This is a genomic window from Paraburkholderia atlantica (assembly GCF_009362785.1).
Classification (GTDB): domain Bacteria; phylum Pseudomonadota; class Gammaproteobacteria; order Burkholderiales; family Burkholderiaceae; genus Paraburkholderia; species Paraburkholderia atlantica.
This window is the reverse complement of record NZ_WHNQ01000002.1, coordinates 429,648-451,005: the sequence shown is the minus strand read 5'-3', so window position 1 is coordinate 451,005 and position 21,358 is coordinate 429,648. Positions and strand designations below refer to the sequence as shown.

The window sequence follows — 21,358 nt, the reverse complement described above, 5'->3', positions numbered from 1 at the left end:
CTAGATCTCGACGACCTTGTCCCAGGCAAACAGCGGATTCTCCCACTCGCGCGTGCGCCGGTCGAAATAGCCGCGCGGATTGCACACGACACGCGTGCCGTCCACTACATAGTCGAACGACGTATGCGTGTGGCCGTGAATCCACAACGCAACAGGCGCGCGCACGAGCTCCGGCAGGTGATTGACGAAGCCTGCCGACGCGCGGTCCTCGGCAAAGCGCTCGGCCAGACTCAGCCGATGCGGCGCATGGTGCGTGACCACGATCGTTTGGCCGGCGAACGGTTTGGCCAGCTCGCTTGCGAGCCACGCGCGCGCATGCTGGTGCAGCGCGAGCGAATCGGCGGGCGTGAAGTCGCGGGCGGCGTCGCGCGGGTCGTGCGGCCAGTTCATCTGGATCAACCCGCGATAGTCGAGCATGACGCGGCGCGCGGCGACGATCGATTCCTCGATTGCTTCGGGCGTCGCGCCGTACAGCGCGAAGTCGGTCCACAACGTCGTGCCGAGCACGCGCCAGCGCCCCTGGCTATCGACGAGCGTGGCGTTGTTCAGCACGTGCACGTTTTCGACCTGCGCGGCCGCGTCGAGCGTCGCGCTCTCCAGCGCGCCGAACTCGCCGTCGTAGTACTCGTGATTGCCCGGCACGTAGACGACCGGCACCGTGTCGTCGAACGCCTGTGCGGCCCAGCGCGGGCCGGCCGCGTGGTTGTGAATATCGCCCGCCAGCACGACCAGATCCGCCCGCGCATGCGGGATCAGTTCAGGCTCGTCGTTTTCCAGATGCAGATCGGACAGCACGCGAATCTTCACGGATGCGACTCCTGCGAAACGCCGCCGCGCCGGGTCGCGGAGGCTTCTGACATTAGCGTAGCACCTTGCCCGGATTCAGCAGGTTCAGCGGATCGAGCGCCTGCTTGATCGCGCGCATCATCCGCACCTCGACGTCCTGTTTGTAGTGCGCGGCTTCGTCGATCTTCAGCTGGCCGAGTCCGTGTTCCGCGCTGATGCTGCCGCGATGCGCATTCACGCTGTCGTAGACGATCCGGTTGATCGGGCTCTGGTACTGCCGCAGAAACGCCTTTGCATCGATGCCCTCGGGCGCCTGCACGTTGTAGTGCAGATTGCCGTCGCCGAGATGGCCGAACGTGACCATGCGCGCGCCCGGCGCGGCTTGCGCGATCGCTTTGTCGGTTGTCTCGATGAAGTGGCCGATGCGTGAGATCGGCACCGCGATGTCGTGCTTGATGTTCAGCCCTTCCTCGGCCTGCGCGAGCGGAATGTGTTCGCGCAGATTCCAGAACGCGCGTGACTGCGCGAGGTTTTCCGCGACCACGGCGTCTTCGACGAGACCCTGTTCGAGCGCGGTTTCCATCAGCCCCTCGAACAGCGTGCGCGCGTGCTCTTCGCTTTCGCTGTCCGACAGCTCGAGCAGCACGACTTGCGCATGCGGTTCGGCGAACGGATAACGCATCTGCTCGAAATGGCGGCCGACGAGCCGCAGGCAGAAATCCGACATCAGTTCGAAGCCGGTCAGGAGCGGCCCGGCGACGCGTTGCGTGAGCGCGAGAAAATCGAGCGCCGCATGCGGCGATGCGAGCGCGGCGAGCGCGGTCACGCGCGCGGCCGGCTGCGGATGCAGCTTCATCACCGCCGCGGTGATCAGGCCGAGCGTGCCTTCCGCGCCGATGAACAGGTCGCGCAGATCGTAGCCGGTGTTGTCCTTGCGCAGCCCGCGCAAGCCGTCCCACAGTTCGCCTTGCGGCGTCACCACTTCGAGGCCGAGGCACAGCTCGCGCGTGGTGCCATAGCGCAGCACGCCGGTGCCGCCCGCGTTGGTCGACAGATTGCCGCCGATCGTGCAGCTGCCTTCGGCGGCGAGGCTCAGCGGAAACAGACGCCCGGCCGCTTCGGCGTGCTTCTGCACGTCGGCGAGGATCACGCCCGCTTCGACGGTGATCGTGTTGTTGTGCGGGTCGATGTCGCGCACCCGATTCAGGCGGCGCAGGCTGATGACCGCCTGCGCGCCGCTCGCGTCGGGTGTGGCGCCGCCCGCGAGACCGGTGTTGCCGCCCTGCGGCACCAGCGCGACGCGATGTTCGACCGCGAGCCTGACGAGCGCGGCGGCTTCCTCGGACGTGGCAGGGCACAGCACCGCGCAGGCCGCGCCGGTGTAGCGGCGGCGCCAGTCGGTCAGAAAGGGAGCGGTGTCGTGCGGATCGGTCAGTACGTGAGCCGCGCCGATGGCGTCGCGGCAGGCGGCGAGAAAAGCGGTGTGGTTCATGTGGATCGGTTGACGGTTTTGAAGCTTGGACGTCAGGCGGGCGGGGTTGGTTCGCTGGGGGTTTGCTTTGCAGCTTGCTTTGCGGCTTGCTTTGCGGCTCGTTTCGCCGCGCGCTTGAACGGCCCGACATACGCGAGCGCGCAAGCGAAGAAGATCACGGCAAGCGCCGCCTGCAGCCAGCCGAGCCGCGCGCCCAGGCCATGATCGCTCCAGCCGCGCACGATGCCTTCTGCGAAATACAGCAGAATCAGCATCGACGCCCATTGCATCGTATAGAGCCGACGCCGCCACACGCCCGGCAACGCGGAGAGCAACGGCAACGCCTTCAGCACGAGCAGCGAGCCGCCAGGCCGCAACGGTGCGAGCCACCATTCCCATGCGACCGCAAGCACGATCATCGCGATCAGTGTGAAAGCGGCGACGAGCGCGGCGGCGGCTTTGGGTTGCACGGGTACGACGGTTGCGGCTGCCGACGTGTTGCCGAATTCCGCGCCACTGGCGTCGCGACGGGCGTCGTCGCGTTCGGTTGGTTGCGGATGCGGGTCGTTCACGGTTTTTCGCTCACGGCCTTTCGGACATCGACGCCGCTGTGCGCGCAACGCGCGCACCCAGCGCAATGGCCAGCGTCCGTTCGTCGGCGGAAATGCCATGGCCGGCCGTGCCCGCGCGCGCGAAATGCGACGCGCCGTACGGCGTGCCGCCGGTCTGCGTGGTGGTCAGCGTGCTCTCGGTGTACGGAATGCCGACGATCAGCATGCCGTGATGGAGCAGCGGCAGCATCATCGACAGCAGCGTGGATTCCTGGCCGCCGTGCAGGCTGCCGGTCGACGTGAACACGCAGGCCGGCTTGCCCGCCAGCGCGCCGGATAGCCACTGCGGCGTGGTGCCGTCGAGAAAGTATTTGAGCGCGGCCGCCATGTTGCCGAAGCGGGTCGGTGAACCGAGCGCAAGGCCCGCGCATTCTTCGAGGTCACGCAGCTCGACGTACGGTGGTCCTTCGGCGGGGATGTCCGGCTCGCTCGCCTCGCAGACCGTGGAAACCGCCGGCACGGTGCGCACACGCGCCTGCATGCCGGGGACGCTGTCGACGCCGTGCGCGATTGCCAGCGCGAGCTCGCGCGTGGCGCCGTGACGGCTGTAATAAAGCACGAGAATGTCTTTCATAGGCCTCATCATTGAACGGGTATTATAGGGGTTCGGTCCGTTGCACAGGCCATTCATAGCCGTTCGGCCAGGTGCCGAACGGGGTTCCCGCAGTTCCATTCTCACGGTTCAGCAGGCAAGGAGGCAGGTTTGTTGGTTAGGGTGCGTTTCGATCTCGACACGCTCAAACGGCTCGCGCAATTCGCCGCGCAACGCATCGGCGAGGATCGGATTCCGCAGGTCGCGGGCAGCCTGACGTTCACCACGATGCTCGCGCTCGTGCCGCTCGCCACCGTCGCGTTTGCGCTGTTCACCGCGTTTCCGATCTTCAGCTCGTTCCAGGCGTCGCTGCAGTTTTTTCTTGCCGATCACCTGATGCCCGCGCAACTGAACGACCAGATCTTCAAGTATCTGAACCAGTTCGCGTCGAAGGCCAAAGGGTTGACCACGATCGGCATGATCATCCTGTTCGTCACCGCAGTGATGACGATGATGACCGTCGAGTCCGCGTTCAACGTGATCTGGCGCGTGCGCAAGGCGCGGCCCGTCGCACAGCGCATTCTCGTGTACTGGGCGATCATCACGCTCGGTCCGATCCTGATCGGCGTGAGCCTGTCGATCTCGTCGTATCTGTTCACGCAGTCGATGTCGTTTAGCGCCGCGCAGCGCATCACACCGCTGATCGAATGGGCGCTCGCGAGCGCCACGCTGCCGTTCACGATGCTCGCGTTCACGATTCTTTACGTTTATTTGCCGAACTGCCGTGTCGAATGGCGTGACGCGGTGGTTGGCGGCGTGATCGCCGCAGTCGCGTTCGAGCTCGCCAAGCGCGGCTTCGGCTACTACGTGCGCCGTATTCCGACCTATACGGCGGTGTATGGCGCCTTCGCCGCGGTGCCGCTGTTCCTTGTATGGATGTATCTGTGCTGGTTCATCACGCTGACTGGCGCGATGATCGCATCGGCGTTGCCGGCGATTCGCATCGGTCAGTTTCACCGCCCGGTGTTCTATGGCAGCAATCTGTTCGATTCGCTCGAATTGCTCGCGCGGCTGTGCGAAGCGCGTGAGGGCGGCAGACGCGGCTACACGATGCCCGAGCTTGCACGCATGCTTCGCCGCGACAAGGATACGACGCTGATGCTGTTACAGCGTCTCGAGGAGATCGAGTGGATCGCGCGGCTGGAGGAGGACCATACCGGCCCGCACTACGTGCTGCTTGCGAACCCGGCGCAGGTGACCGTGCAGCGGCTGTACGACCTGTTCGTGATCGACCGCGCGGAGCTGTCGTATCAGCTCGAACTCGACTCCACGCGCGTGGACGGCGGCATGCTGCTCGCCGCGCTCGACAACGACCAATTGAAAGTGACGCTCGCCGCGTTGCTTGCCTCGCGCGCGGCGGCCAGGGCGGCGCGACCCGGAGACGAGCGCGCGGCCGCTTCGATGCCGCACCAGGCGGCGTGACAGGGCGGCTCGACTTCGAGCCGCCTTAGTAAAACTACAACGAAATCTTCCCCACGCAGATGTCCTTGAACATCACCCAGTCGCCCATCAGGCTGTAAAGCGGATGACGGAAGGTGGCCGGCCTGTTCTTTTCGAAGAAGAAATGGCCGACCCACGCGAAGCCATAGCCGCACACCACGGCCGCCGGCAGCCATACCCAGTTGCCGGTGGCGAGCGCCATGGCGAGAAAGCCAATTACTCCGAGCGAGCCGACGAAATGCAGCCGACGCGACGCGATGTTGCGATGTTCGCTCAGGTAGTACGGATAAAACTCCGCGAAGCTCGCGAAGTGATCGGTATGTGCTGTATGAGCCATAACGGCCTCCGGAGGCTGAAAAAGACAGCTTCGATCATTCTCCGGCGATCGCCTGCCTAACGCAACCTGGCCATTCGGCAGATGGCGCGGCGGGTTCGGCGTGGGTATCGTCGTGATTTAGCGCGCTTCGTGCGGCGCCCGCAAAGCGAAGCTGTACAGCGCATCGAGCGTCGCGTCGGGTTGCTCGGTCATCAACGCGTGGCCCGCATCGAGCGTGACGGTGTCGATCGGCGTGCCCGCCTGCGCGAGCGCATCGGCAAGCGCTTTCGCCGCGCGCGGCGGCGTCATCGCATCGCGCCGGCCGACGATCAGGCGCGTCGCGCAACGCACCTGCGCTGCACGGGCGAGGCCGTCCGCATAGGTATGGCAGGCCGTGAAATCGGTGTGGAACAGATGCGGCTCGCCGCTGGCGGACACGTGCTCCATCAGCCGCTGGTTCATACCGTGCAGCCAGAAGCCGGGGCCGGGGCACGAGGGCTTCGCGGCGAGCGTCGAATGCGACCACTGGTTGACCATGTCGATCGCCTCGGGCTCGCGATTGAGCGCGGCATCGAGCAGCGCGTCGGAGACCGTCATCGGCAGCGCGGTCGCGAGCAGCGCGAGATGCGTGGCGCGCTGCGGATAGCGGCCGGCGAAGTCGAGCGCGATCAGCGAGCCCATGCTGTGCCCGGCGACGAACGCACGCGTAACGCCCACGGCGTCGAGCAGCGCGGCGAGCCAGTCGGCCAGCGCGGCGATGCTGGCGAGCGCGGGGCCGGCGCTGCGCCGGTGGCCCGGCAGGTCGAGCGCGAGCACGCCGAAGCCGTGATGCGCGAAATAGCGGCTTTGCAGCGCCCACACGCTGTGATCGTGCTCGGCGCCGTGGATGAACACGGCGGTCGGCAGGCTCGTGTCGAAGGGTTTGCCGCCGGTGTAGGCGTAGGCCGGTTTGCCTTGAACGGTGACGATCATGGGGACTCCGGGTGGGCGGGGGCGTTCGTGGCAGTAGGTGCGGCAGCGGCGGTCTTTTGCGCAGCCTTCAGCGCGCGCTTGAGATCGTCGACTAGGTCATCGGGATCTTCGAGGCCGATCGACAGACGGATCGTGCCTTCGGTGATGCCGGCCGCGGCGAGCGCGGCGGCATCCATGCGGAAGTGCGTCGTCGATGCCGGGTGGATCACCAGCGAGCGCGCGTCGCCGACGTTCGCCAGGTGCGAGAACAGTGTCAGCGCTTCGATGAAGGCGCGCCCGGCCGCGCGGTCGCCGCGCAGGTTGAAGCTGAACACCGCGCCGGCGCCGCGCGGTAGCAGTCGCTTCGCGAGCGCGTGGTCGGGATGGGTCGGCAACTCGGGATAGACAACCGATTCGACCGCCGCATGACCGGCGAGAAACTCGACCACGCGCCGGGTGTTGGCGACGTGACGCTCCATGCGCAACGGCAGCGTCTCGATGCCTTGCAGCAGTTGCCACGCGGCCTGCGGATGCAGGCACGCGCCGAAGTCACGCAAGCCTTCGCGCCGCGCGCGCAGCAGGAACGGCGCGACCGTGCTTTCCTCGGCGAACACCATGCCGTGGAAACCGTCGTATGGCTCGGTGAATTCGGGAAAGAGGCCGGAAGCCTCGAAGTCGAACCTGCCGCCGTCGACCAGCACGCCGCCGATCGTCGTGCCGTGGCCGCCGAGAAACTTGGTCGCCGAGTGGTAGACGAAGTCGGCGCCGTGCTCGAAGGGGCGCAGCAGGTAGGGCGTCGTGAAAGTCGAATCGACCAGCAACGGCACGCGGTGCGCGTGCGCGATCTGCGCGAGCGCGGCGATGTCGAGCACGTCGAGGCCCGGATTGCCGAGCGTTTCGCCAAATAGCAGGCGCGTGTTGGGGCGCAGCGCGGCGCGCCACGCGTCGAGGTCGCCGGGCTTCACGAAGGTCGTCTCGATACCGAAGCGCCGCAGCGTGTAATGCAGCAGATTATGCGAGCCGCCGTACAGCGCGCTCGACGCGACGATGTGCGAGCCGGCGCCCATCAGCGTCGCGATCGCCAGATGCAGCGCGGCCTGGCCGCTCGCGGTGCCGATCGCGCCGGCACCGTTTTCGAGCGCGGCGACGCGCTCTTCGAACACGGCGACGGTCGGATTCGAGATGCGCGAGTAGACGTGGCCGGCGCGCTCCATGTTGAACAGCGCGGCGGCGTGGTCCGAGTCGCGGAACGAAAACGACGTGGTCTGGTAGATCGGCGTCGCGCGCGCGCCGGTCGCGGGGTCGGGGGCAGCGCCGGCGTGCAGCGCAAGCGTATCGAAACGGTTGGCGGACATCGTGTGCGGCGGGCCGCGAGGGCCACGCGAATGATCAGGGTAGGCCGGCCATCCTATCATTGGCGCGCGCCGCTTCAAGCGCGGTTTTCCCGCGGGGTGGACCTCGGGTCGGTGCGGCTCGTGCCGGGAGCGAGGCATGCTCGCTATCTGGAAGTCAGATGAATTGGAGCCCCCGAAACCCCGCCGAGCCTTGGCTGGCGGGTCGCTTTCCTTTTATGGGCCTTTCCGATAGGATCGAAACAACCATTTAATGCATTGCAAGATTGGCGGTACCAGGAGATAGATGATGCGAGTCAGCGACATTCTTAAAGTCAAGGGCAACACCCTTTTTACGGTCACGCCGGATACCACGCTGCATGACGCCGTCATTACCATGGCCGAGCACGACATCGGCTCGCTCGTCGTGATGGAGTACGGCGACCTCGTCGGCATGCTGACGTTTCGCGAAATCATTCTGACCTTGAAGGAAAACGGCGGCAGCGTCGGTACGTCGACGATCCGTAAGGTGATGGACGACCATCCGCTCACCTGCACGCCCGAAACCGACGTCAACGAAGTGCGCCGCATGATGCTCGAGCATCACGTGCGTTATCTGCCCGTCATGGAAAGCCGCACGCTGATGGGCGTCATCTCGTTTTACGATGTCGCGAAGGCGGTGGTCGAGGAGCAGGGGTTCGAGAATCGCATGTTGAAGGCCTATATCCGCGACTGGCCGGAAGAGCAGGAAGGACAGGACCAGCAGCCGGCGCGTTGATGCGCGTGGCTCGAACGTCGCGCTCCGGCCGTTGCCGCGAGCGCGAATCTGCCGGCAGGGCGCGCGCGCAAGCGGGCGCTTTTTTTGTATCCGGGCCGGTGTCCGGATCTGGCGCGCGTCGCACCGGCCCGTTTGTCCGCCGTTCCGTGCGTTTCCATGCCATTTTCCGCGCCGTTGTTCTGACTTCATGAACGATCGTCCGTTGCCTGCCGCCCGGCGCGCCGCTCGCGCGCACGAAGCGCACGAATCCCAGTTCCGCCTGCTTCGCCAGCGCCGTTTCGCGCCGTTCTTCTGGACACAGTTTCTCGGCGCGATGAACGACAACGTGTTCAAGATCGGCTTCACGTCGCTCGTCACGTATCAGGCGGCGCGGTTTTCGGGCGTCGACCCAAAAACCGCGGCGTTCCTGATTTCCGCGATTTTCATTCTGCCGTTCGTGCTGTTCTCGGCCACTTCCGGCCAGATCGCGGACAAGTACGACAAGGCGTTGCTCACGCGCCTCGTCAAGACTTTCGAGATCGCGGTGATGCTGGTCGGCGGTGCGGGCTTCTGGCTGCATAGCGCGCCGTTGCTGTATCTGTGCACGTTCCTGATGGGCGTGCATTCGACCGTATTCGGGCCGGTCAAGTACTCGTATCTGCCGCAGCATCTGTCGAAGACGGAGCTGGTCGGCGGCAACGGCATGATCGAGATGGGCACCTTCGTCGCGATCCTGGTCGGCACGATCGTCGGCGGAGCGGGCGCCGGGTTCGCCGAGCATGGCGCGGTGGTGCTCGCTGGCGCGTGTATCGCGATCGCGCTGATCGGGCGCGCCGTGTCCGGCTTCGTGCCGGCCACGCCCGCGCCGCAGCCCGGCTTGCGCATCAACTGGAACCCGGTCAGCGAAACGTGGCGCAATCTGAAGCTCGCGCACGAGAACCGCACGGTGTTTCTGAGCCTGCTCGGCATTTCGTGGCTGTGGTTCGTCGGCGCGACGTTCCTCGCGTCGTTTTTCAATTTTGCGAAGGACGTACTGTCCGCCGATCCCGACGTCGTGACCGTGCTGCTCGCCACGTTTTCGATCGGCATCGGCATCGGCTCGTTGCTGTGCGAACGGCTGTCGAAGCGGCGGATCGAAGTCGGCCTCGTGCCGCTCGGGTCGATCGGCATGAGCGTGTTCGCGATCGATCTTTTTTTCGCGAGCCACGCGCTGCCGCCGGCGGGGCATTTGCTCAGCGTCGGCGAATTTCTCGCGCGGCCCGCGCATTGGCGCGTGCTCGCCGATCTGTTCCTGCTCGCGATGTTCGGCGGCTTTTACAGCGTGCCGCTGTATGCGCTGATCCAGAGCCGTAGTCAGCCGAGTCATCGCGCGCGCATCATCGCCGCGAACAATATCCTCAACTCGCTGTTCATGATCGTGTCGGCGCTGATGGCGATGGGCCTGACCGCCGCCGGCTTCAGCATTCCGGCAATTTTTCTCGTCACCGCGCTGCTGAACGTGGTGGTCGCGGGCTACATCTATTCGCTCGTGCCCGAGTTCCTGCTGCGCTTCGTTGCGTGGCTGCTCGTGCATACGTTTTACCGGATCCGGCTCGTGCACGCGGAGCGGATTCCGGAGCGCGGCGCGGCGGTGCTCGTGTGCAACCACGTCAGTTTCGTCGATGCGATCGTCATCATGGCCGAAAGCCCGCGGCCGATCCGCTTCGTGATGGACTACCAGATCTTCCGCTCGCCGTTCGTCGGCTGGCTGTTCCGGCACGCGAAGGCGATTCCGATTGCGCCCGCGCATCAGGACGGGGCGCTGCTCGCGCGTGCGTATGAGCTGTGCGCGCAGGCGCTCGCGGAGGGCGAACTCGTCTGCATCTTTCCGGAAGGCAAGCTGACGCGCACCGGTGAGCTGAACCCGTTTCGCCACGGCGTCGCCGAGATCGTCAGGCGCACGCCGGCGCCGGTTATTCCGATGGCGCTGCGCGGTCTGTGGGGCAGCGTGTTTTCGCGCGCGGTCGATGCCCACTGGCCGCGTCCGCTCAGAAAGGGCGTGATGAGCCGGTTGAGCCTCGCGGTCGGCGAGCCGATCGACCCGGCGCTCGCGACGCCCGAGACACTGCAGCAGATCGTGACCGAGCTGCGCGGCGCGCGCAAATAGCCTTGGGCCGGTGTGCGGATGCCGAGGTGGCGAGCTCGGCCGCTCGCGCGCATTCGGCCAGCGCTGTTGCCAGGCCCGTCTTCGAGGCGAGCGGGCTGGCATAATAGCGTTCTCCCCGAATTTCTTTGGACGACGCTCATGTCCGGCAACACGATCGGTACGCTTTTCACTGTCACGACCTTCGGCGAATCGCACGGCCCCGCTATCGGCTGCGTGATCGACGGCTGCCCGCCGGGCATGGCGCTCAACGAAGCCGATATCCAGTTCGAACTCGATCGCCGCAAGCCGGGCACGTCGCGCCACGTGACGCAGCGCCAGGAAGAGGACAAGGTCGAGATCCTGTCGGGCGTGTTCGAAGGTCAAACCACCGGCGCGCCGATCGCGCTGTTGATCCGCAACACCGACCAGCGCAGCAAGGACTACGGCAACATCGCCGAGACGTTCCGCCCCGGCCACGCCGACTACACCTACTGGCAAAAGTACGGCATCCGCGATTACCGCGGTGGCGGCCGCTCGTCGGCACGGCTGACGGCGCCGACGGTCGCGGCGGGTGCGGTGGCGAAAAAGTGGCTGCGCGAGAAGTTCGGCACCGAGATTCGCGGCTATATGGCCGCGCTCGGCGAAATCGACGTGCCGTTCGTCGATTGGGCGCAGGTGCGCGAAAACCCGTTCTTCGTGCCGAATGCGGAGATCGTTCCGCAGCTCGAGACGTATATGGACGCGCTGCGCAAGGACGGTGATTCGATCGGCGCGCGCATCAACGTGGTCGCCTCCGGTGTGCCGGTCGGCCTCGGCGAGCCGCTGTTCGACCGCCTCGACGCCGACATCGCGCACGCGATGATGGGCATCAACGCGGTGAAGGGCGTCGAGATCGGTGCGGGCTTCGCGAGCGTCGCGCAACGCGGCTCGGTACATGGCGACGAGTTGACGCCGGAGGGGTTCGTCGGCAATCACGCGGGCGGCGTGCTCGGCGGCATTTCGACGGGGCAGGACATTACGGTGTCGATCGCGATCAAGCCGACCTCGAGCATTCGCACGCCGCGCCGTTCGATCGACAAGGCGGGGCAGCCGGTGGTCGTCGAAACCTTCGGGCGGCACGACCCGTGCGTCGGCATTCGCGCGACGCCGATCGCGGAGTCGATGCTTGCGCTCGTGTTGATCGATCACGCGCTGCGACATCGCGCGCAATGCGGCGACGTGGCCGTGAGCACGCCGAAGATCGCGGCGAGCGCGCCCTAACGCTTACGCGGCCCAGGGATTGGCGGCGCACCAGCCGCCATAAAAAAGAATCGGGAAGGGGATCAACGAAGCGCGCAAGAACGCGAGCAGACGAAAGCGCGAGCGCGCTATCGGAATTTGCCTTCGCGACGCTGCCGCTTATCGCACAGCGTCGCAAAGGCAAATAGCACAACGATCACATATTCGGATAGTTCGGACCGCCACCGCCTTCCGGCGTGACCCACACGATATTCTGCGTCGGGTCCTTGATATCGCAGGTCTTGCAGTGCACGCAGTTCTGCGCATTGATGACGAGCCGCTCGTTGCCTTCTTCGTTCTTCACGAACTCGTACACGCCAGCCGGGCAATAACGCGACTCCGGCCCGGCGTAGGTCTGCCAGTTCACGTTGACCGGCACGGTCGGATCTTTCAGCGTCAGATGCGCAGGCTGATTTTCCTCGTGATTCGTGTTCGAGATGAACACCGAAGACAGCCGGTCGAACGTCAGCTTGCCGTCCGGCTTCGGATACGTGATCGGCTTGCACTGCGAAGCCGGCTTCAGCATCTCATGATCGGAATGCTGATGATGCAGCGTCCAGGGCACGTTGCCGCCGAGCAGCTTTTGTTCGACGCCGACCATCAGCGTACCGAGGTAGAGACCCTTGCTCATCCACTGCTTGAAGTTACGCGCGCGATACAGCTCGGTGTAGAGCCACGACGTCTTGAAGGCTTCCGGATAAGCGGTCAGTTCGTCTGACTGACGGCCGGCCTGCACGGCGGCGAATGCGGCGTCGGCGGCGAGCATGCCGGTCTTGATCGCGGCGTGCGAACCCTTGATGCGCGACGCGTTCAGGAAGCCCGCGTCGTCGCCGACCAGCGCACCGCCCGGGAACACCAGCTTCGGCAGCGACATCAGGCCGCCCGCGGTGATCGCGCGCGCACCGTACGACACGCGCTTGCCGCCTTCCAGAATCGCGCGGATCGCCGGATGCGTCTTATAGCGCTGGAATTCCTCGAACGGCGACAGATACGGATTCGAATAGCCGAGGCCGACCACGAAGCCGACCACGACCTGGTTGTTGTCCATGTGATACAGGAACGAGCCGCCGTAGGTGTCGTTTTCGAGCGGCCAGCCGGCCGTGTGCATTACCAGACCCGGCTTGTGCTTCGCGGGATCGATCTCCCACAGCTCCTTGATACCGATGCCGTACACCTGCGGATCGACGCCGTCGCGCAGCTTGAACTTCTCGTTCAGCTGGCGGCCGAGGTGGCCGCGCGCGCCTTCGCAGAACAGCGTGTACTTCGCGTGCAGCTCCATGCCGAGCTGGAAGTTCTCGGTCGGCTCGCCGTCCTTGCCGATCCCGAGATTGCCGGTCGCGACGCCCTTGACCGAGCCGTCGTCGTTGTACAGCACTTCAGCCGCCGGAAAGCCCGGGAAAATCTCGACGCCGAGCGCCTCGGCCTGCTGACCCAGCCAGCGCGTCACGTTCGCGAGGCTGATCACGTAGTTGCCGTGGTTCTTGAAATTGTCCGGAAGCGCCCAGTTCGGCACGCTCTTCGCGCCCGTCGCCGACAGGAACAGGAAGCGGTCTTCGGTCACGTCGACCGTCAGCGGCGCGCCTTTCTCCTTCCAGTCCGGGATCAGCTCGGTCAGCGCGCGCGGGTCCATCACCGCGCCCGACAGGATATGAGCCCCGATCTCAGAGCCTTTTTCGAGTACGCAGACGCCAAGCTCGACGCCTTGTTCGGCGGCGCGCTGCTTCAGACGAATGGCAGCCGACAGGCCCGCAGGGCCGCCGCCGACGATGACGACGTCATACTCCATCGACTCGCGCGGGCCGTACTGCTCAATGAGACTTGCGGGGGTCATTGATGCTCCTCTTACCGTTAGAATGCTTTTTTCGGGTTCGTATTGTGGGCGATCGATCCCCACGCCGCAACCCAAAAGGCACAGATTAGCACGAGCGTACTATTTCATGATACGGTAAAGACCCTTAGTCGCGGTCGTACCAAACCCCCTCAACCGCTTTGTCACTACAACCGAACAAGGAAAGACAATGGGCCGTTCGATCAATCTGGAAGGTAAGGTCGCGCTGATCACCGGCGCTTCGAGCGGGTTGGGCAAGCGCTTCGCGCAGGTGCTGTCGCAGGCGGGCGCGAAGGTCGTGCTGGCGAGCCGACGTACCGAGCGGCTCAAGGAACTGCGCGCGGAAATCGAGGCGTCCGGCGGCGCCGCGCACGTCGTGTCGCTCGACGTGACCGACTACCAGAGCATCAAGTCGGCGGTGGCGCATGCGGAGACCGAGGCCGGCACCATCGATATCCTCGTCAATAACTCCGGCGTGTCGACTACGCAGAAGCTGTCCGAGGTCACGCCGGCGGACTTCGAATACGTGTTCGACACCAATACGCGCGGCGCTTTTTTCGTCGCGCAGGAAGTCGCCAAGCGCATGATCATGCGCGGCAACAACGCGCAGAAGCCGTCGTACCGGATCATCAACATCGCGTCGATGGCGGGCTTGCGCGTGCTGCCGCAGATCGGCCTGTATTCGATGAGCAAGGCCGCGGTCGTCCACATGACTAAGGCGATGGCGCTCGAGTGGGGCAAGCACGGCATCAATGTGAACGCGATCTGCCCCGGGTATATCGACACCGAGATCAACCATCACCACTGGTCGACCGATCAGGGGCAGAAACTGATTGCGATGCTGCCGCGTCATCGGGTCGGCAAGCCGGAGGACCTCGACGGGCTGCTCCTGCTGCTCGCGGCGGACGAATCGCAATTCATCAACGGCTCGGTGATCGCCGCCGACGACGGTTTCGGGCTCGCGTGAGCGCGCAGTCAAACGTTTCAACACTCAGGCAGCAAAGGAAGAACGGAAGTAAAGCATGAGCGATTTTCACGCAGTTTTCGAAATGACGATGCCGATCCGCTGGGGCGACATGGACGCCTTCGGTCACGTCAACAACACGGTTTATTTCCGCTACATGGAGCAGGTGCGGATTTCCTGGTTCGAACAGATGGACTTTCTCGGCGAGCGCCCGGACGGGCAGGGGCCGGTGATCGTCAATGCATCGATGGAGTTTCTGAAGCAGCTGCACTATCCGGGTGACGTGATCGGCCGGATGTCGGTGGCCACGCCGGGGCGCAGCAGCTTCGATACGGCTTTCGAGCTCCTGCGTGCCGATGAGCCGGATACGCTCTATGCGCGGGGCGCCGCGCGATGCGTGTGGATCGATTATGCGGCAGGCAAGTCGATGCCGGTGCCCGACGTCCTGCGCGCGGCCATCGAGAGCGCGGCGCTCGTCAAGGCGGCCTGACGGCGCTCCCTGAGCGCGCGATCGCGCGCCTCATACTCCCTTTCTCTGTTAATCCCCGAGCAGCCGCTGCAACAGCTCGGTCGCATTGCCCGTATCGTATTTACGCATGAGCCGCGCACGGTAGACGTCGACCGTGCGCGGGCTGATGTCGAGCACGCGGCCGATCTGCTTGCTGGTCTTGCCCGTCACCAGTTGCGCGGCGATCTCGCGCTCGCGCGGCGTCAGTTCCACCGCGACCCGGCGGGTCGCGCTCAGATCCTCGAAGGTCCAGACACCCGCCGCGTGCGGGTCGGTGCGCTGCTGCGCGCGGCCCGTCACGTGACACCAGAACAGCTCGCCGTTCGCGCGCTTCATGATGCGGTCGTCCGCGTAGCTGCCTTGTGCGGTCATGATCGGCGGAATGCGCGCGCCGATCCGCTCGAACTCATCCGCCGATGGATACAACACCTGGAACGACTGACCGATCAGCGCGTCGCGCGCGTAGCCGAAAATCGACGCGAGTTCGTCGTTGCAGTCTTCGATGGTCCGCTCGCGCGACAGTACGAGTCCGATCGGCGCGAGGTGAAAGGCAGTGCGGTAATCCAGGGCGGGCATGGGCGGGGCGGCAAGTACTTATGTATTTTTGCGTATTGTGCCGCATGGCGGGCCCAGCGTACTCTTTCGGGCAGATGACGACGCGGCGCATGCCGCGGATGACTACTAGAATGACGTAGCGGTATCGTGAGGCGACGTGAAGTTCGCCAGTTGCGATATCAGCCGCAATGATCCGGCGGCCTGCGTATAGGTTGGTTTCGGGTTTCCATAGAGGAAGGGACATACAGATGAACAAGGTCTATCCAGGCGCCGCCGAGGCGCTGAAGGACATCGTCAAGGACGGGCAGACGTTCGCCGTCGGCGGCTTCGGGTTGTGCGGCATTCCTGAGGCGCTGATCGCGGCGCTGCGCGATTCGAAGGTGCAGGGCATCACCTGCATCAGCAACAATGCGGGCGTCGACGGTTTCGGCCTCGGCCTGCTGCTCGAGACACGTCAGATCAAGAAGATGATCTCGTCGTACGTCGGTGAGAACAAGGAGTTCGAGCGCCAGTACCTGGCCGGCGAACTCGAGCTCGAATTCACGCCGCAAGGCACGCTCGCCGAGAAGCTGCGCGCGGGCGGCTCTGGCATCCCGGCGTTTTTCACGAACACCGGCTTTGGCACGCAGATCGCCGAGGGCAAGGAGACCCGCCAGTTCGGCGAGAACCACTACGTGCTCGAACATTCGCTGACCGCCGATATCGCGCTCGTCAAGGCATGGAAGGCCGACAAGGCCGGCAACCTGATCTATCGCCGCACCGCGCGCAACTTCAATCCGATGTGCGCGATGGCTGGCCGCATCACCGTCGCAGAAGTCGAAGAGATCGTCGAAGTGGGCGAGCTCGACCCGGACGCGATCCACACGCCTGGCATCTTCGTGCAGCGCATCGTGCTGAATGCGCATCCGGAAAAACGCATCGAACAACGCGTCGTCCGCGCGAAAGGAGACTGATCATGGCATGGACTCGTGACGAAATGGCCGCGCGCGCGGCGAAGGAACTGCAGGACGGCTTTTACGTGAATCTCGGCATCGGCTTGCCGACGCTGGTTGCCAACCACGTGCCGGCGGGCGTCGAAGTGTGGCTGCAGTCGGAAAACGGTCTGCTCGGCATCGGCCCGTCGCCGACCGAAGACGAAGTCGACGCGGACCTGATCAACGCAGGCAAGCAGACGGTGACGACGCTGCCGGGGTCGTCGATTTTCTCGTCGGCGGATTCGTTTGCGATGATTCGCGGCGGCCACATCAATCTGGCGATTCTCGGCGCGATGCAGATCAGCAAGAAGGGCGATCTCGCGAACTGGATGATCCCGGGCAAGATGATCAAGGGCATGGGCGGCGCGATGGACCTGGTCGCGGGCGTCAAGCGCGTGGTCGTGCTGATGGAGCACGTCGCCAAGGGCGATCAGCACAAGATCCTCGAAGAATGCACGCTGCCGCTGACGGGCGTGAGTGTGGTCGACGAGATCATCACCGATCTCGGCGTGATCGAAGTGACCGAAAACGGCTTGAAAGTGACCGAACTTGCTCCGGGCGTGAGCGTCGACGAAATCAAGGCGAAGACCGGCGCGCCGCTCGACGTGAGCGCGGTGAGCTGACGCGGGTGAAACGCCGCTGCGCGCGTCGATGCGACCACGCGGCGGCAACGATGTTTTCCGGACGGGCGAGACGCGAGTCTCGCCCGTTCTATTTTTGGCGCGCGGCGCCGGATGCGGCGGACGGTTTGCTCCATCTTCCTAAGCCTTCTGGCCGATGCTTGCCGCGCGACGAAGCGGTTTACAATCGTTCGCAGCCCAATCCGCAGCGTCTTTGCAAGGACACCAGATGACCGCAACGACTTCCGCTTCCACCACCGGGCGGCCCGAGCCGCGTCAACGTTACGTGCAGTGCGCGAGCGCTGCCGGCCTGCATCGCGTCGCCTACACCGAATGGGGCGATCCGGCCAATCCGCGCGTGTTGCTGTGCGTGCACGGACTGACGCGATCGGGGCGCGATTTCGACCGACTCGCCGCCAACTTCGCGGACACCTATCGGGTCGTGTGCCCGGACGTGGTTGGCCGGGGCTTGTCGTCGTGGCTCGCCAACCCCAACTTATACGCGGTGCCGCAATACGTCGCCGACATGGTTACGCTGATCGCGCGGCTCGACGTCGACACCGTCGACTGGTTCGGCACTTCGATGGGCGGCCTGATCGGCATGGGACTCGCCGGTCTGCCGGACACACCGATCCGCAAGCTGCTGCTGAACGACGTCGGGCCGCATCTGGAGCCGGTCGCGGTCAAGCGCATCGGCGATTACCTCGGCAAGCCCGCACGCTTCGATACGCTGCAACAGGGTGTCGACTACGCGGCGCAACTCGCGCAGGGCTTCGGCCCGCTGACGCCGGACGAATGGCGCGAAATCAATACGCCGTTGCTGCGCGAGGACGACGGCGCGTGGGTGCTGCGCTATGACCCGCGCATCGCCCAGCCGTTCGCGGCGGTCACCGAGGAAGCGGCGAAGCTCGGCGAAGCGGCGCTGTGGCATTCGCTCGCATCGTTCCAGGGCCCGGTGCTCGTGGTGCGCGGCGAACAGTCGGATTTGCTGTCGCGTGAAACGGTCACGAAGATGGTGTCGGCCGGGCGTGCCGTATCGAGCGTGGAGATCGCGGGCGTCGGGCACGCGCCGGCGTTTCTCGCGGCGGACCAGATCGCGCTCGCGAGGGAGTTCTTCATCGGTTCGGCCGCGAACGGGTCATAATATTGAGTTCCGCAAGAAGCTTTTATTAGCAGTGTCGTGCGGTATGTAGTTCGATCAACCCCTCAGCTCAGGACATTTCATGGCAGTCATTCGTTATCACGTCGGCAAGCGTCTCTCGGAAATGGCCGTGCACAACGGCACCGTGTACCTCGCGGGGCAGATCGCCGAAGACGACGATCAGGACATCACCGGCCAGACGCGCGAAGTGCTCGGCCACATCGACCGTCTGCTCGCTGAAGCGAACAGCGACAAGTCGCTGCTGCTGTCGGTGCAGATCTACATCTCGGACATGGCGCATTTCGCCGGTATGAACGCCGTGTGGGACGAGTGGGTCGCGCAGGGCGACACGCCGCCGCGCGCGACGGTCGAGGCAAAGCTCGCGAATCCGAAGTGCCTCGTCGAAATCGTCGTGATCGCGGCGCAGCGCAGCTGATTTGCGGTTGCGAGGCCGCACTGTTGTTGATTTTCCGTTGAATCGTCTGGCCCGGCGGGCCGTCGCACCATGAATACCGAAACCGTTACGAACGCGCCTCATCCCCATCGTTCCTTCGACGAAGCGATGGCGTTCGTGCGCGAACATGCGGGCGAGGTGCGGCTGTCGTCGGGCGAATTGCTCGCGGATCACGCGGCGGGCACGGCGTCGATCATGCGCAAGCTCAACGTCGATCCGCCAGCGGTGCTGGCCGCGGCGCTGTTCGCGCTGACACCGCATCTGCACGATCCGGAGCGCGTGATCGCCGACAACTTTGGCGAAGAAGTCGCGCAACTGGTCGGCGACGTACGCAAGCTGCTGCGGCTCGGCACGGTCAGTTTGCGAGCGGCGCAAAACGCGATGCCCGAGGCCGGGCGTGACGCGCAAGCTGCGCGCCGCGCGCAGGTCGAAGCGCTGCGCAAAATGCTGCTCGCGTTCGCGCAGGACATTCGCGTCGTGCTGATCCGCCTCGCGTCGCGGCTGCAATCGCTGCGTTACTACGCGGCCGCGAAGATCACGCCGTCGCCCGACGTCGCGCGCGAAACGCTCGATATCTACGCGCCGCTCGCGAACCGCCTCGGCATCTGGCAATTGAAGTGGGAGCTCGAGGACCTCGCGTTCCGTTTCGAGGAGCCGGACACCTACAAGCGCATCGCGAAGCTGCTGGACGAGAAGCGCGTCGAGCGTGAGAGCTATGTCGCGCAGGCGATCGAACGCCTGCAGCAGGAACTGGCCGCCGCGCATATCCGCGCGGAAGTAAGCGGTCGGCCGAAGCATATCTACAGCATCTGGCGCAAGATGCGCGGCAAGCAGCTCGACTTTGCCGAACTGTATGACGTGCGCGCGTTTCGGGTGATCGTGCCGGACATCAAGGACTGCTACACCGTGCTCGGCATCGTGCACAACCTGTGGCAGCCGGTGCCCAAGGAGTTCGACGATTACATCTCCCGGCCGAAGCCGAATGGCTACAAGTCGCTGCACACGGTCGTGATCGGCGATGACGGCCGCGCGTTCGAAGTGCAGATCCGCACGCAGGAGATGCATCGCTTCGCCGAATACGGCGTGGCCGCGCACTGGCGCTACAAGGAAGCGGGTGCCCGCGGCTATGGCGGCACGTTCACCGCGAGCGAAAAATACGACGAGAAGATCGCCTGGCTACGGCAACTGCTGGCGTGGAAGGACGAGGTGTCCGAGGGCGAGCATGGCGAAGCGGGCGCGGCGCAGCCGTGGGAGCAATTGCGCCAGGCGACGCTCGACGACGATCACATCTACGTGCTGACGCCGCAGGCGCGCGTGATTCCGTTGCCGCACGGCGCGACGCCGATCGACTTCGCTTATCACCTGCACAGCGAGCTGGGGCATCGTTGCCGCGGCGCGCGGGTCGACGGCGTGATGGTGCCGCTCAATACCGCATTGCAGAACGGTCAGACGGTCGAGATCGTGGCAGTGAAGGAGGGCGGTCCGTCGCGCGACTGGCTCAATCCGCAGCTTGGCTATCTGCAAAGCCCGCGCGCGCGGCAGAAGGTGCGCGCGTGGTTCAACGCGGTCGAGTTGCAGGAACACATCGCGAACGGTCGCGCGATGGTTGAAAAAACTCTGCAGCGCGAAGGCAAGACCTCGGTCAATCTCGATCAGCTGGCCGCGCGGCTTGGTTTCAAGAGCACCGACGACCTATTCTCCGTGGTCGGCAAGGAGGAATTCAGTCTGAGGCTCGTCGAGCAGGCGCTGCAGGACGCGCCGCCGCCCGAGCCCGAGGTCGAGGCGCCCGAGAAATTCGAGAAACGCAGCAGCGGTGCGAGCGTCGCGCGCGGCGCGTCAACCGGCGTGCTGGTGGTCGGCGTCGATGCATTGCTCACCCAGCTCGCGCGCTGCTGCCGGCCCGCACCGCCCGACGATATCTGCGGCTTCGTCACGCGCGGCAAAGGTATGTCGGTGCATCGCAGCGACTGCGCGACGTTCCGCCGGATGGCAGAGCGCGCGCCGGAGCGCGTGCTGCAGACCGCCTGGTCGGCGGACGTGATGAGCGGCCGCGGCCAGTCCGTGTACCCGGTCGACCTCAGCATCGAGGCGACGGACCGACAAGGCCTGCTACGCGATATCTCCGAAGTGTTCGCGCGGGAAAAGATGAACGTGATCGGCGTGAAGACGCAATCGCGCCGCAATGCCGCGTTCATGCAATTTACCGTCGAGGTGTCCAGCTCTGCGCAGATCCAGCGCGCGTGTACGCTGCTGGGCGAAATCACGGGTGTGGTGCGGGCGACGCGCAAGAATTGAGGCGCGGGCGGTTGGGAAAAGACCTGCTGGCGGTGCGGCGAATTAAAGCCACTGCATAAAAGTGCTTGCCAAGCCGCGCTATACCCCATATACTCTCGTTTCTTCAGGCTCGTAGCTCAGCTGGTTAGAGCACCACCTTGACATGGTGGGGGTCGTTGGTTCGAGTCCAATCGAGCCTACCAACGAAATGAAATTCCGGCCTCGCCGGGGTTTCGCAAGCTGCAGTAAGCGCTTTGAGCGCAAAAAGGCGAATACGGTTATGACACCGCGAACGTTGACCGAAACCACTTCGGAGCGACGCTAGTCGAGGACCACTTTCGCCAGTGATGTTTGCATAAAATGTGAATGCGGCCCCTCGAAA

The 21,358-nt window shown here is 64.7% G+C and carries 20 protein-coding genes and 1 tRNA gene; 12 read left to right on the top strand and 9 right to left on the bottom strand.

Annotated elements, in window-relative coordinates; genetic code table 11:
- The 4 genes from GCT19_RS04340 to wrbA are packed head-to-tail and all read right to left on the bottom strand — an operon-like array spanning position 1 to position 3,442.
- Complete coding sequence (locus GCT19_RS04340) at positions 1 to 807, bottom strand: metallophosphoesterase (RefSeq protein WP_176135539.1); 807 nt, start codon at positions 805 to 807, stop codon at positions 1 to 3.
- Positions 808 to 859: 52 nt separating this feature from the next.
- Positions 860 to 2,278, bottom strand: coding sequence for an FAD-binding oxidoreductase (locus tag GCT19_RS04335; protein WP_152851102.1), 1,419 nt, complete (start codon positions 2,276 to 2,278; stop codon positions 860 to 862).
- Between the two features lie 32 nt (positions 2,279 to 2,310).
- Positions 2,311 to 2,829 (bottom strand): DUF2069 domain-containing protein, encoded by a 519-nt coding sequence (locus tag GCT19_RS04330; RefSeq protein ID WP_321576747.1) that lies wholly within the window; start codon positions 2,827 to 2,829, stop codon positions 2,311 to 2,313.
- A gap of 10 nt (positions 2,830 to 2,839) precedes the next feature.
- Entirely contained in the window at positions 2,840 to 3,442 is a 603-nt protein-coding gene (wrbA, locus tag GCT19_RS04325; protein WP_013089936.1) for an NAD(P)H:quinone oxidoreductase, read from the bottom strand.
- A 129-nt stretch (positions 3,443 to 3,571) separates the two neighbouring features.
- On the opposite strand from wrbA, the gene GCT19_RS04320 reads away from it, so the two are divergent.
- The gene (locus GCT19_RS04320; protein ID WP_083788681.1) at positions 3,572 to 4,882 is read left to right on the top strand and encodes a YihY family inner membrane protein; all 1,311 of its coding nucleotides are present in this window, start codon (positions 3,572 to 3,574) and stop codon (positions 4,880 to 4,882) included.
- A gap of 34 nt (positions 4,883 to 4,916) precedes the next feature.
- Here GCT19_RS04320 and GCT19_RS04315 read toward each other — a convergent pair whose 3' ends face one another.
- The 3 genes from GCT19_RS04315 to GCT19_RS04305 form a co-directional block, all read right to left on the bottom strand.
- Entirely contained in the window at positions 4,917 to 5,237 is a 321-nt protein-coding gene (locus GCT19_RS04315; protein WP_018435242.1) for a DUF962 domain-containing protein, read from the bottom strand.
- Positions 5,238 to 5,354: 117 nt separating this feature from the next.
- The gene (locus tag GCT19_RS04310) at positions 5,355 to 6,188 is read right to left on the bottom strand and encodes an alpha/beta fold hydrolase (RefSeq protein WP_152851101.1); all 834 of its coding nucleotides are present in this window, start codon (positions 6,186 to 6,188) and stop codon (positions 5,355 to 5,357) included.
- A complete protein-coding gene (locus tag GCT19_RS04305; protein ID WP_152851100.1) occupies positions 6,185 to 7,522 on the bottom strand; it encodes an O-acetylhomoserine aminocarboxypropyltransferase in 1,338 nt (445 codons plus the stop codon). Before GCT19_RS04305 ends, GCT19_RS04310 begins: the two co-directional genes overlap by 4 nt.
- A gap of 286 nt (positions 7,523 to 7,808) precedes the next feature.
- Here GCT19_RS04305 and GCT19_RS04300 point away from each other — a divergent pair, with 286 nt between their 5' ends.
- From GCT19_RS04300 to aroC, 3 genes are all read left to right on the top strand, one after another.
- Complete coding sequence (locus GCT19_RS04300; RefSeq protein WP_026228653.1) at positions 7,809 to 8,276, top strand: CBS domain-containing protein; 468 nt, start codon at positions 7,809 to 7,811, stop codon at positions 8,274 to 8,276.
- A gap of 187 nt (positions 8,277 to 8,463) precedes the next feature.
- Positions 8,464 to 10,401 carry an MFS transporter gene (locus GCT19_RS04295; RefSeq protein WP_152851099.1) on the top strand — a complete coding sequence of 646 codons (1,938 nt, stop codon included), beginning with the start codon at positions 8,464 to 8,466 and terminating at the stop codon, positions 10,399 to 10,401.
- A gap of 138 nt (positions 10,402 to 10,539) precedes the next feature.
- A complete protein-coding gene (gene aroC, locus GCT19_RS04290) occupies positions 10,540 to 11,640 on the top strand; it encodes a chorismate synthase (protein ID WP_152851098.1) in 1,101 nt (366 codons plus the stop codon).
- Between the two features lie 175 nt (positions 11,641 to 11,815).
- Here the strand turns inward: aroC and GCT19_RS04285 are convergent, their stop codons facing one another.
- Positions 11,816 to 13,489, bottom strand: coding sequence for an electron transfer flavoprotein-ubiquinone oxidoreductase (locus GCT19_RS04285; protein ID WP_013089928.1), 1,674 nt, complete (start codon positions 13,487 to 13,489; stop codon positions 11,816 to 11,818).
- A 187-nt stretch (positions 13,490 to 13,676) separates the two neighbouring features.
- Here GCT19_RS04285 and GCT19_RS04280 point away from each other — a divergent pair, with 187 nt between their 5' ends.
- Both GCT19_RS04280 and GCT19_RS04275 read left to right on the top strand, forming a co-directional pair.
- A complete protein-coding gene (locus tag GCT19_RS04280; RefSeq protein WP_013089927.1) occupies positions 13,677 to 14,453 on the top strand; it encodes an SDR family oxidoreductase in 777 nt (258 codons plus the stop codon).
- 55 nt (positions 14,454 to 14,508) lie between these two features.
- Positions 14,509 to 14,940, top strand: a complete 432-nt coding sequence (locus tag GCT19_RS04275; protein WP_018435249.1) for an acyl-CoA thioesterase — start codon at positions 14,509 to 14,511, stop codon at positions 14,938 to 14,940.
- A 48-nt stretch (positions 14,941 to 14,988) separates the two neighbouring features.
- On the opposite strand, the gene GCT19_RS04270 is transcribed toward GCT19_RS04275, so the two are convergent.
- Positions 14,989 to 15,534: a LuxR C-terminal-related transcriptional regulator gene (locus GCT19_RS04270; protein WP_018421157.1), complete on the bottom strand. Its 546-nt coding sequence runs from the start codon at positions 15,532 to 15,534 to the stop codon at positions 14,989 to 14,991.
- A 227-nt stretch (positions 15,535 to 15,761) separates the two neighbouring features.
- On the opposite strand from GCT19_RS04270, the gene GCT19_RS04265 reads away from it, so the two are divergent.
- From GCT19_RS04265 to GCT19_RS04240, 6 genes are all read left to right on the top strand, one after another.
- The gene (locus GCT19_RS04265) at positions 15,762 to 16,466 is read left to right on the top strand and encodes a CoA transferase subunit A (RefSeq protein ID WP_018435250.1); all 705 of its coding nucleotides are present in this window, start codon (positions 15,762 to 15,764) and stop codon (positions 16,464 to 16,466) included.
- A 2-nt stretch (positions 16,467 to 16,468) separates the two neighbouring features.
- Entirely contained in the window at positions 16,469 to 17,110 is a 642-nt protein-coding gene (locus GCT19_RS04260; protein WP_152851097.1) for a CoA transferase subunit B, read from the top strand.
- A 226-nt stretch (positions 17,111 to 17,336) separates the two neighbouring features.
- The gene (locus GCT19_RS04255; protein ID WP_152851096.1) at positions 17,337 to 18,251 is read left to right on the top strand and encodes an alpha/beta fold hydrolase; all 915 of its coding nucleotides are present in this window, start codon (positions 17,337 to 17,339) and stop codon (positions 18,249 to 18,251) included.
- Between the two features lie 79 nt (positions 18,252 to 18,330).
- On the top strand, positions 18,331 to 18,684 hold the full coding sequence (locus GCT19_RS04250; RefSeq protein WP_018435253.1) for a RidA family protein: 354 nt from the start codon (positions 18,331 to 18,333) through the stop codon (positions 18,682 to 18,684).
- Between the two features lie 69 nt (positions 18,685 to 18,753).
- Positions 18,754 to 20,997 carry a RelA/SpoT family protein gene (locus tag GCT19_RS04245; RefSeq protein WP_152851095.1) on the top strand — a complete coding sequence of 748 codons (2,244 nt, stop codon included), beginning with the start codon at positions 18,754 to 18,756 and terminating at the stop codon, positions 20,995 to 20,997.
- Positions 20,998 to 21,102: 105 nt separating this feature from the next.
- A tRNA-Val gene (locus tag GCT19_RS04240) sits at positions 21,103 to 21,179 on the top strand.
- Positions 21,180 to 21,358: the final 179 nt, after the last annotated feature.